We start from the raw sequence: 13,183 nt of genomic DNA on the forward strand, positions 1-13,183 counted from the left end.
CAATGAGCGTACAAATAGAAAAGATCATACTGCATAAATTAATTAGAAAAAGCGACACCGAAATTGAACTACAACTTCGTGACTCAATGCTCGACAACGAGCAAGCGGTTGTTAATCTAATTGAAGATATCAACCGCATCTATAATAACAAAAGCAAAGCCTATGGATTATTTAATAGCGAAAGCTTATTTGAACAATCACTAAAAGAACTACGACTAGGCAATCAAGATTTTTTACATTTCAGCCAAGAATCAACCAAACAACTACGCAACGAACTTGCCAAATATCCTTTTGCAGAAGGAGGAACGGTGGTGTTTTGCCAATATCGTTATTTGGCGGTTGAATACTTAATTATTGCGGTGTTAAATAGTTGTTTAAGTATGTTAGTTAATGAAGACTTAGATATTAGCGAAACGCAATATCTAGACATTGACCATGCCGATATTATTGCCCGTATAGACATCACCGAATGGGAAACCCAAGCCGACTCAAAACGATATTTAACCTTTTTAAAAGGACGAGTAGGGCGAAAAGTATCTGACTTTTTTATGGACTACCTAGGTGCTAATGAAGGATTAGATGCGAAAGCACAAAACAAAACACTGGTTAAAGCGGTAGATGATTACTGCCAAGAAATGCAATTTGACAAACAAGACAAAACCAACGCACGTGAAAGCGTCTACAATTACTGTCAAGCTCAATTACAAGCTGGTGAAGAAATTGAACTAAAAAATCTAGCCAACGAACTACCAACAAGTGACGATAACAACTTTATTGAATTTGTCAAAAATAGTGAATACGATTTAGAAGACACATTCCCCGTTGATCGTAGTGCATTGCGCCAACTTAAAAAATTCTCGGGCAGCGGTGGCGGATTAACCTTAAGCTTCGATTCAAATTTGTTAGGTGAACGTATAAAATGGGATCCACAGACTGACTCACTGGTTATTAAAGGTGTACCGCCTAATTTGCGTGATCAGCTACAACGCAATAGCGGCTCGAACTAATTATCCGCTAATCATAAACTAACAACGTTATTAGGACAAAAAATGAAATACATTGGTGCACATGTAAGTGCAGCAGGTGGGGTAGATAACGCCCCGATAAATGCCTATCAAATTGGCGCAACCGCATTTGCGTTATTTACCAAAAATCAACGACAATGGCACGCCAAACCGCTTGAAACAGCCACCATCGACAGCTTTAAAAAACGCTGCGAAAAATATGGTTTTACCAGCAAACAAATTTTGCCACACGATAGTTACCTTATTAATTTAGGACACCCCGATAGTGAACAGCTTGAAAAATCACGCACTGCTTTTTTAGACGAAATGCAACGTTGTGAACAATTAGGATTAACATTACTCAATTTTCACCCCGGAAGCGATCTAAAACAAATATCGGTTGATGAATGCCTAGCACGCATTGCCGAATCGATAAACATTACGCTCGACAAAACACAAAATGTGGTTGCTGTTATTGAAAATACGGCTGGACAAGGCTCTAACTTAGGCTATAAATTTGAACATCTTGCGCAAATCATTGACCAAGTCGAAGACAAAAGCCGAGTTGGAGTTTGCATTGACACTTGCCACGCTTTTGCCGCTGGTTACGATTTACGTACCGAACAAGCTTGCCAAGAAACTTTTGCTGAGTTCGAAAAAATAGTCGGTTTTCAATACTTACGAGGCATGCACTTAAACGATGCTAAAAGCGAATTTGCTAGCCATGTCGATCGCCATCACAGTTTAGGCAAAGGCAATATTGGTGAAACTGCATTTAAATATATTATGCAAGATCCAAGAATTGACGAAATTCCTCTTATCTTAGAAACCATTGATCCTGATATTTGGACGCAAGAAATAAACTGGCTAAAGGAGCAATGTCAATAGTTATTAAAGCGTTACACCTTTTGTTATCGGTGATGTAGATACAATTAAAAATAACACAATTGAAATTAGCAAAGATCCTCGTGTGTTACTAGCAGAAAGTTATGCTGATTATATGGCTGTTGCTAAGGCATGTAGCGGATTTGATCCAGAATGGGAGAAGAAAGGAATATGAAAAAAATAAATGAATTATCATCACAACAATTAATTACCACTATATTTGACCCAGTAAAAGAACTGGATAAAACCATGCCAACGCGCATTACTCAATATATCTTACAGGGTGATGAACTAAATGTATTAGTTGATTTAAATCAATTGTGTCAGTCTTCAAACACGGCTACTAAACTTTATGAGTTACTTCGAAGACCTTGTGACCTTCATTATACAAATATTTGTGATGAACCCAATTCATCCGAAAAAGCAAGAATGGCTTTTTATCAGCGGTGGACTGATGATTATACTTTTGAACAGATAATCCGTTTTGCACGAGTTTTAACGGCGTTATGTAGTAATTTACGTTTTATTAAACTAATTACTCCAGAGTTACCCTCTTGGTTTTTATATCTGTTATATGATGGATTGATTACTACGTTACCGATTTGTTGTGACAATGAAGATCGGATTGATGAGCGAAAAAATTGGTCAATTAAACAATTACATGAGTTGTTAGAGATTGAGGAATCAGGATTAGGTAAAAAGTTATTATTTGCTATATTTGACCGCCAAAATATTACATATCGCAGCTGTTTTCAATATTTCTTTATGATTAATGGTCTATTACCTTATGTTATTGAGCATATCGAATTATTCAAACAATTACCGAATCAAGATATTGCGATATTAGGGCAAGTCGAACAATTAAAATATATTCGAAAACATCCTGAACTAAAAATGCCGCTGCTTGATTTTATTGCTGTGCAGTCATTAAATAGCTCCAAACAAATTAGTCAGCTAGCAACTGAAATGTTACTTAGTTCCCCTGTCGAAATAGTAAAGCCCCATTTACAACGTTTGTTAACTGCTGGCACAGTTAAGCAGCGTAGTCATGCTGCCGCATTACAGGCTAGAATATCCTCCGATCCGACAATCTTACAACAAGCCTTAGCTAACGAAACTAACAAAACGGTCATTGCTGCGATAGAAAGTGCTTTATCACGACTTGAAAGTGCAAATACAGCCGAACAACAAGCAACTTTAATCATTCCTGATTTTGAGCCAATCGATGATGTTGATTTACCCATTATTGCTCGTGATATTTTGCAGCAAAATTATGAAGAACATTTAATAGAAAGTGAAAAAGCGGCACAAAAAGAAGTTGAAGATAACAAAAAATATAACCTTCCATATAATTGGGCAAGAAAATACTATAAAACGTTAAAAACGATTACCTCACAGGATTTAGATGATGTCTATCACTATTTAAATGGTAAGATTGAATATTCGGCGTTACTCAAAAAAATCAATAAAAATATCGATATTAAATTTTTATTAGCCAAAAAAAGGTTACAGAATCTACCTGAATTTACGCTTTTTCATCTATTACGAGTGACTCAATTAGCTGATAAAGATACAGGCGTTTATTATTTCGAAAGATTATTTGAAAAAAATGAATTTATAAAAAAATTAGATCTTAGACAAATTGCAGATGTATTAGTAAAACTCAATTATTCTCAGCATGTGCCCTATGTCGTTGCTGTGCCATTTTTAACCAAAGATACCTATCACGATGTCTATGAAAATGAACCACACAAATTATGGCCATTTTTTGCTGAAAACGAATTTTTGCTTGATGAGGCCTTAGGTTTTGCTCCCAAACAAGAAGCCTTGTCTTATCTTAATGTTGATGTAGAAAGTACCATTAAAATATTACAAACTTTCCCAAATATTCCAACTAAATATGTTGCTTATCTATTTGAATTAGCTTTGGGCGAAAGTAAACAAGTACGCTATGCCGCACAAAACGCTTTAAGTGTGATTACTAATATTCATTGCCAAGTTGAACAAGCTTTAACATCAGCAAAGCAAGAGGTGCGTATTGCCGCCGCTAATTGGTTAGCAGAGTTAGGACAAAAATCTTCAATTAAAGCATTAAATAATGCCTTAAAAAAAGAAAAACGCGAAACTGTACAAGCTGTTTTATTAGTCGCTTTAGAAAAATTAGGCGAAGATATTAGTCAACATCTAACCGTTAAAAAACTATTAACCGATGCACAAAAAGGCTTAAAAGGTAAAAAACCTGCTGATTTTGACTGGTTTGATAAAAATCTAATTCCGCCATTAACATGGAAAAATGGTGATGTAGTTGATCCTCAAATTATTGAATGGTGGGCGTGGTTAGCGGTCAAGTTAAAAGATCCAGCTAATCCATTGTTAATTATTTATAGTCGCTTATTAAGTCAGCAAAGCCAACAGCAATTAGGCGAATTTATTTTACAAAGCTTTATTAAGCAAGATACGCGAATGCCAACGGTGGAAGATGCCGAAGCAAAAGCCAATTCATTAGCCGATAAGCGATTGCAGCGATATATTGGCTACTACCAGCAACACCCTCAATACTACCCTAGTTATGCCAATATTACTTTTGAACAAGTATTTGAAGAGATAAAAAAAGAGGCTTTGGCAGTCTATCTTGGTTCAGCCATTAAAGCGAAAGGATTATTAGCATTAACTAGTGGTATTAAAGGTCATATTGCAGTTTCGTTATTACGTAGTTTTATGAAAGATCATCAACAACGACGAGCGCAAATTGAAGCGATGCTTGAACCGCTTGCTCAAAGTGATGATCCGTTGATCACTCAACTCTTGTTATCGCTTGCCCGCCGTTATCGTGCTGCATCTGTACAAGAAAAAGCCCGCTTATTGGTAGAAAGTATTGCAGAACGCAATGGCTGGACTACTGATGAACTAGCTGATCGCACCATATCTACCGCAGGGCTAGATGATAATGGTGTGTTAACCCTTGATTATGGTGAACGCACATTTACGGCTATTTTTGATGATAAGTTTAAATGGCATTTAAAAAATGCAGATGGTGACGAAATTAAATCCTTACCAGAAGCCCGAAAAAGCGAAGATCAAGCCTTAGTGAAAGAGGCAAAAAAACAGTTTTCCAACAGTAAAAAAGAACTAACGCAATTGCTTAATATGCAAATTACCCGCTTTTATGAAGCTATGTGTACACAGCGTCAATGGCGAGTAGAGGATTGGCAAAAATACTTACAGCCACATCCTATCGTAGGACGGTTTATTCAACGTTTAATCTGGCTTGAATTAGATGAAAATGGACAGATAGTAAACAGCTTTAGACCAACTGAGGATGGTAGCTTAATTACAACTGAAGATGAAGAAATAGAACTAAATGAAGGTAATCGCATTGCCCTTGCCCACTCTGCAGTGTTGCCAAGTGCTATCACAGTAAAATGGCAAGATCATCTTAAAGATTACAAAGTCCCCGAGCTATTTGATCAATTGACTCACTCATTACCAGATATAAGTAAAGTTAAAGATGACATTATTGATGAACGTTTAGGTTGGTTAACTGACAGTTTCACGATACGTGGTATCTTAACCAAATTGGATTATAAGCGTGACAATGTTGAAGATGCAGGTTGTTTTTATGGTTATTATAAGTATTTTGCTAGTCTTAACCTGTATATTAATATTGAATTTAGTGGCAGCATGGTACCAGAAGAAAATATCCCTGTTGCTCTTTTTGACCTCTATTTTAGTAAAAAGCCATGTTTAAAAGATAGACCAATAGCTCTCGATAAATTGCCTCCAGTGTTACTCGCTGAAGGTTATGCTAACTATATGGCGGTTGCAAATGCGTGTAGTGGCTTTGATCCTGATTGGGAAGATAAATTAATATGGTAAAGGATACTGTTGACAATAATGAGCGCAATTTATTAGCGTGTTTTGAGATTTTGCGGGGGTTAGATAAATTGATTCCTGAGCGCATTTGTAAATATATTTTACAAGGTCAAGATCCTCTAGTTTTAGAGGATTTAAATCAATTATCACAAACGTATAATAGTGCAAAGCGAGTTTATGGGCGCCTAGGCTTTCCAGGTGCGACTAATATCATTTATTATTCCACTGAGAAAAAACAACCAATAAAAGCAAGAGCGCTATTTTATCAACAATGGACGGATAACTATACGCCAGAACAGATTATCCGTTTTGGTAAGGTATTGGCAGCAACCTATATTGAAAATATGCAGCAAAGTCGCATTTATTCAGAACAAAAAAATATTGATGTGATCACGCCAAATTTACCATTATGGTTTTTATATCTATTTTTAGATGGATTGGTTTCAACTTTGTTTAGCTATAATCAAAGTGCTGAAAAAATTATTCTTGAACGTCAAAATTGGTCTGTTCAACAATTACATCAATTGCTCGAAATAGAACAAAAAGGGCTAGGGAAACAACTATTATTTGCTATTTTTGACCGTCAACAAACACCAGAATCTTATTTAAAGTGTTTTTATTATGTGTTTATGATTAATGGTTTATTGCCCTATATTTATGAACATCTTGAATGGTTTAAAACCTTGCCTGAACAGGGGCTATCTAGATCTGGTCAATTACAGCAATTACAATATATTGCTAATCAAGACAAACTTAAACAAGATGTGATTGATTTGCTTGTAAAACAATCAACAAGTAATATAAAAGCAATCAGTGAGTTAGCAACAACCTTGTTACTAAGTTTACCTATTGACATAATACAAGCTGAATTACAAGCTTTATTAGATCAAGGAACGCCTAAGCAACGTTGCCATGCGATAAACTTATTAGTTAGATTATCTGTTAATCGCAAGATTTTAGAAGAAGCATTAACTCGTCAGACGAATAAAACCGTAATAAAAACCATCGAAGGGGCTTTATCACGATTAAGTGTCAATGAGGATGCTAAACAGCAAGAAATCGGATTAATTATTCCTCCTTTTGAATCGATCGTTGAAGTTAATTTACCTTCTAAAGCGCGAGATATTTTGCAACAAAACTACCAAGAAATATTAGTCCAACAGCAAAAGAAAGCAGAACAGGAAATTCAATATAACCAAGAATATGGTTACAAAATTACATCTGAACAACAGCGTTATGCGCAATTAAAAACAATTACTGTTACTGATTTAGATGCGATTTTTGATTGTTTAAATGGTAAAGGTGATATCGAACAGGCGGATATAAAAAACAAATTAATTTATGAAGTTATTTTGAATAAAGGACGCTTGCCATCGTTACCTGAATTTAATCTTTACCACTTATTACGTGCGGAAAAAATTTGTCATCCTCAGCCTAATTCCTTTTATTTAGGTTTAAGTTTTTCTCATCATGAAATCTTGTTACGTACTGATTTACGCCAGTTAGTTGAAGTCATGAATAAAATAGATTATGTGCCAGATGCGAAACGTACCATCGCTGCCGCATTTTTAATGAATTATTATTATGAAACCACAGCTGAGGTCGATCCTAATTTAGTTTGGCCATTTTTTGCAGAAAATTCCGTTTATCTTGATGAAGCATTAGGACTACTGCCAAATCAAGAACTGCAAAACAGTGATTATTTTTTTGAGAAAGAGCGAGGGATAAAAATATTAACTTTTTTCCCGAAGTTACTAGCTAAATATGTGACTTATTTACTTGAACTGGCATTAGGTGAAACTCAATCATTACGTTTATTAGCACAAAAAGCATTGAGTATGTTGCCTGATATTCATTACCGAGTGGAAGAGGCATTAATATCAACCAAACAAGCTCAGCGTATTTTAGCTGCCAAGTGGTTGGTAAAATTAGGACAGAAATCATCAATTAAAGCACTGAATAATGCGCTAAACAAAGAGAAATCTGAATCTGTACAAGCAACATTATTAGCTGCGCTTGAAAGTTTAGGTGAAAATATAAACCAATATTTAACGCCAACAAAATTATTAGATGATGCACAAAAAGGCTTAACAGGCAAAAAACCAGCAGATGCCAAATGGCTTGATGAAAACTTAATTCCAGCATTAACTTGGCAAAATGGTAAGGTGGTTGCCCCTCAAATTATCACTTGGTGGATTTGGCTTGCGATAAAATTAAAAGAGCCTGCTAATCCATTATTAATCATTTATACCCGACTTTTAAGCATCAAAAGTCAACACGAATTAGGTGTATTTATTTTACAGGCTTTTATTAAGCAAGACACACTAACGCCAACACTTGAAGAAGCCGAAATAGAGGCAAACTTAAATGCAAAACAGCGTTTGAAAGATTATTTAAATTATGCAAAGCGCTATCCCGAGTATTATGGTCAATATGAAAATATGATTTTAAGCGAAGCATTCGAAATGATAAAGCAAGAAGTGCTTTCCCGTTTGATTGGTTCAGCTATTAAATCAAAGGGTATATTATCACTAATTGGTGGCATACAAGGTAATACTGCCGTATCGATAATAAAAAACTATATTAAAAACTATCAAATCAGGCGTGGACAAATTGAAGCCATGCTTGAATCAATAGCCGTTAGTGATGATCCGCTTATTATTCAATTTTTATTATCAATTGCACGTCGTTATCGAACGCCGTCCGTGCAAAAAAAAGCAAAATTATTGATTAACCAAATTGCTGAGCAAAAACAGTGGACGGCTGATGAACTGGCTGATCGCACCATTCCAACAGCAGGTTTAGATGAATCGGGCGTACTGAGCCTTGATTATGGTGAGCGAATTTTTACAGCCACATTAGATGATAAATTTAAATTTGTATTAAAAAACGCCGAAGGTAAAGAAATTAAAACACTCCCCGAAGCAAGAAAATCTGAAGATGAAACACTAGTTAAAGAAGCAAAAAAACAATTTAATAATAGTAAAAAAGAGCTGAAACAATTAATTGAATTACAAATAATGCGGCTATACGAAGCTATGTGTTTGCAACGACGTTGGTCTGTTTTAGAGTGGCAAGAATATCTCTATAACCATCCCATTATGAATCGATTAATTCAACATTTAGTATGGCTCGAAGTGAATGAATCAGGGGTAATTATAAAGAGTTTTCGTCCAACCGAAGATGGCAGTTTAATTGATTTAAACGATGACGAGATTGCGCTTAACAAACTAAACTATATTACTGTTGCACATAGTGCATTGTTAACTGAAGAAGTTGTGAAAACATGGCAAAAACATCTTACAGATTACAAAGTTTCGCTACTACTTACACAATTTAACCATTCGTTGCCTGATGTTAGCCATGTTGAAGATAATATTATTGATGATCGTAAAGGGTGGCTAACAGACAGTTTTACAATACGAAATATATTAATTAAACAAGGGTATAAGCGAGAAGACATTGAAGACGGTGCTTGCTTTTACGGCTATTATAAATATTTTAGCGAGCTTGAGCTTTATATCAATATTGAATTTAGTGGTAGCTATGTGCCAGAAGAGAATATTCCCGTTATACTTTACAATCTATATTTTAGTAAAAAGCAAGGGAAAAACGGTAATGCAATTGATATCAACGATGTGCCGCCAGTATTACTAGCAGAAGCTTATGCTGATTATATGGCTGTTGCTAATGCCTCAAGCGGTTTTGATCCAGAGTGGGAGAAGAAAGGGTTATGGTAAAACAAACACAAGCCATTCGCTTAAGTGCAGAACAACGTTATGCTAAAGAGTTAAATAAGTTGCTGAAATTGGATAGTAATAACAATAAACCTCAAGGCTGGCAGTTATCACCAAAATCGGTACGAACGTTTATTTTAGGTAATGAAGAAATTGGCATCAGCCGCAAATTTTTTGGTGACGATCCTCTTGTTGATCGAGCAATAGTCTCTTTGCTTGGTAAACAAGGTTTAATGTTAGTTGGCGAACCTGGTACGGCTAAATCGATGTTATCTGAACTGCTAGCTGCAGCAATCAGTGGTGATTCAAACCTAACTATTCAAGGTACGGCAGGGACAAATGAGGATCATATCAGATATTCTTGGAATTATGCTTTATTATTAGCAGAAGGACCAACTGAACGAGCATTAGTTGGTTCGCCAATTTACCACGGTATGCAGCAAGGTAAAATTGTGCGCTTTGAAGAAATAACACGTTGTCCTCCTGAAATTCAAGACGTACTTGTGTCATTGATGTCAGAAAAGCAAATGATGATTCCAGAAATGGGACAACATGCTAAAATTAGCGCTCGACCAGGTTTTAATCTTATTGGTACGGCAAATTTAAAAGATCGCGGTGTACATGAGATGTCGGCTGCATTAAAACGTCGCTTTAATTTTGAAACCGTTAACCCAATTACTGATAAAAACTTTGAAATAGAATTAATTAAAATGCAACTTAACCAGGAATTAGGTGAACTAAAATCGCAGATCATTATTCCAGTCGATGTCATTGAACTATTAGTAACAACGTTTCAAGAGTTAAGACAGGGGCAAACACAAGCAGGCACTAATCTGAAAACACCTGATGCGGTGATGTCAACAGCAGAAGCTGTCAATATTGTTTATGCCTCAGCATTAGATGCCTATTATTTTGATGAGGGCACCCTTGAGGGTGGACATATTGCTAAACAGCTTATTGGTGTAGTTTTAAAAGACAATGCTGATGATATTAAACGAATTCAATTTTATATGGATAATGTGGTGCGAGAAAGAGCCAAAAACTCATCAGTATGGCATTCATTCTACCAGGTGTCTAAAAAATTCTGGAAATAATAAATAGATAATCATTATGGGAAGCTCACCATTACCACAACGTCTACAAAATGCTTTGATATGTCGAGATGCATTACAACAAGCACAGATCTATTTTGCTCCAGTACGCCATCATAGTCCTGCTTGTAGTTATGCTTTGCGACAGTTGATTACTCAAATTAAACCGACTCATATTTTGATTGAAGCACCTGCTAGCTTTTCAGAAAAACTTGAGGAACTACTAAATAATAAGACAGAGCCACCCATTGCTATACTTTGTCAAACAGATCTTCAAGTAGACGAAGTTGTCTTTCAGAAGAATGAAGAATATAGTGAAGAATATAAAGAGGATGATAAGACTAACTCGCCATCGCATCAAATTACTCGCTCCGTATTTTATCCATTTTGTAGTTACTCACCAGAGTGGCAAGCAATGCAATTGGCAAAACAATACAATGCAAAAATTCAATTTATTGATCTGCCTTGGGCAGAACAAGTTACTCAAGAATTCACATCATTGCAGAGCAAATCATTACTTTCTGAAACCTATCTAAAGCATAGCCAATATATTACTCAATTGGCTAAGAAATTACATTGCCGTGATCATGACGAAGTTTGGGAGCATTTATTTGAATTAAGAAATTTTACCGATCTTGCTGATTGGCAAACATTTTTTGAAGATACGTTTATTTGGTGTGCAATGGCGAGGCTTGATTACGATTCATCATCACTTGAAGCTGAAGGATCGAGCCAACGAGAACAGCACATGTTAACCGCAATTGGGCGATTAAAAAAATCGACCCCCGATGCAAAAATTGTGGTGGTCACAGGCGGATTTCATACTTTAGCATTATTTGAAGGATTATGGCAAAACAAGCTTCTATTACCCAAACGAACCGATATTACCCGATTTAATCGACAGCAGAAAAGTGGCGACAGGGATCGAACTTGGCTTATTCGTTATAGTTTTGATCGCCTTGATGCATTAAATGGTTATACAGCAGGGATGAATTCTCCTGCTTATTACCAAAAATCTTGGCAATCAATGCTAGCTTATGAACAAAATTCTAACCAACCGCAAACAACCCAATGTTATCGAAAAACACAATTGATTGATTTTTTATCGATTATTACTGATAAATTAAGAAAAAAGCAAAATTGTAGTGATGCAATTGGTTTTATCCCTTTAAAGTCGGCGATTGAACAAGCCTGTTTATTAGCTGAACTTCGAGGTCATTATGGTCCAGGTCGTTATGATCTGCTTGATGGTATTCAATCTGCTTTTATCAAAGGAAGTATTCACGATGTACGCAGTGATTTTTGGCAAATAGTTTATCGTAGCTTATCAGGAAATCAATTAGGACAAATTCCTAATGATATAGCCTCACCACCACTTGTTAATGAAGTTTATTCAACACTTAAAAAATACCGTTTTAAGCTCGACGACACATTGCCTAAAACTACCCATATTGATATTTACCGTAACCCAGAACATCGGCAACGAAGTCGATTTTTACACCTACTTGCCTTTCTGGACGTTGGATTTGCTAATCGTCTTGACGGACCAAATTATCAATATGGAACAAGGTTAACCATTATGTTTGAAGATTGGCAATATTTATGGACTCCAATGGTTGAAGCTAGGTTAATTGAGCTGTCAGAGCAAGGCACGCAACTTGAACAGATTGCTATACAAAAACTACAACAGTCAATAGAGCAATTAACAGAAGATGGAATGGCACAATCTTGTTTGTGTGCAGTAAAAGGGGTGATACAAGCGGCGTTAATGGGATTACAAACCTATTTCTCTCAATTATTAGTTAAATTATCATCATTCTTAGAAGTTGACAGTAATTTATTGTCATTAGTGGATTGTGGGCATCGTTTACTCTATTTATGGCAAGGTCGGGACTTTTTAGCACTTAATGTCAGTTCAACTTTGTTAGCATTGCTAGCTAAAGTACCAAAACAAGCCTTTTTCTTACTTGATACATTAAAACAATCCGATACAGAGCAACAGCAAGAAAATTTAAAAACATTATTATTATTTAGAAATTTAATAAATAATCTACCAGATAAGCTAGATGTGAAAAAGTTGAAACAGGATTTTTACCTGAATTTACATCGTTTACAACCGTTATTAAGCGAGGCGCCATTGATTCGGGGCGCTATTGATAGTATTGCTTATTTGGACTCTCAAATTAGCCAATCAGAATTTGACCACAAAATAAAAATGGCTTTTGAGTTAGGATCCCAATATGAACAGGCAAGTAGCTATTTTATGGGGATAATGCAATGTGCACCCGAATTAATTATCCACTCTTCACAATTATTAACAAGCCTTGATGAATTATTAGCAAATTGGAAACAAGATCAATTTATCGAAATACTTCCTGATTTACGACTTGCATTTACGCAACTCACACCGAAACAAAATGCGATAATTGCCGAAAAAATTTCTAAAAAATATAGTGCTGAAAAAGAAGATATGAGTATTGAGCAATATAGATTTAGTGAAGAAGAATTGCAAAAAACACTTTCTTTGGAATTATCTATCTCCCAATATATTCATCAACAACAACTACAAGATTGGTTTAAACAGTAAGGATTT

6 protein-coding genes are annotated in these 13,183 nt (G+C 35.6%); all 6 read left to right on the forward strand.

What is annotated here, in order from left to right:
• Positions 1-2: 2 nt before the first annotated feature.
• Positions 3-1,007, forward strand: a complete 1,005-nt coding sequence (gene yejK / locus GYW75_RS00780; RefSeq protein ID WP_174798095.1) for a nucleoid-associated protein YejK — start codon at positions 3-5, stop codon at positions 1,005-1,007.
• 42 nt (positions 1,008-1,049) lie between these two features.
• Complete coding sequence (gene nfo, locus GYW75_RS00785; protein ID WP_174798096.1) at positions 1,050-1,892, forward strand: deoxyribonuclease IV; 843 nt, start codon at positions 1,050-1,052, stop codon at positions 1,890-1,892.
• Positions 1,893-2,060: 168 nt separating this feature from the next.
• Complete coding sequence (locus tag GYW75_RS00790; protein WP_174798097.1) at positions 2,061-5,765, forward strand: DUF4132 domain-containing protein; 3,705 nt, start codon at positions 2,061-2,063, stop codon at positions 5,763-5,765.
• Complete coding sequence (locus tag GYW75_RS00795; protein ID WP_174798098.1) at positions 5,759-9,502, forward strand: DUF4132 domain-containing protein; 3,744 nt, start codon at positions 5,759-5,761, stop codon at positions 9,500-9,502. The genes GYW75_RS00790 and GYW75_RS00795 overlap by 7 nt, the downstream gene beginning before the upstream one ends.
• Positions 9,496-10,593, forward strand: coding sequence for an ATP-binding protein (locus GYW75_RS00800; RefSeq protein ID WP_174798099.1), 1,098 nt, complete (start codon positions 9,496-9,498; stop codon positions 10,591-10,593). Before GYW75_RS00795 ends, GYW75_RS00800 begins: the two co-directional genes overlap by 7 nt.
• Positions 10,594-10,609: 16 nt before the next feature.
• Positions 10,610-13,177: a DUF5682 family protein gene (locus tag GYW75_RS00805; RefSeq protein WP_174798100.1), complete on the forward strand. Its 2,568-nt coding sequence runs from the start codon at positions 10,610-10,612 to the stop codon at positions 13,175-13,177.
• Positions 13,178-13,183: the final 6 nt, after the last annotated feature.

It is taken from the genome of Gilliamella sp. ESL0232 (genome assembly GCF_013346885.1).
GTDB lineage: Bacteria > Pseudomonadota > Gammaproteobacteria > Enterobacterales > Orbaceae > Gilliamella > Gilliamella bombi.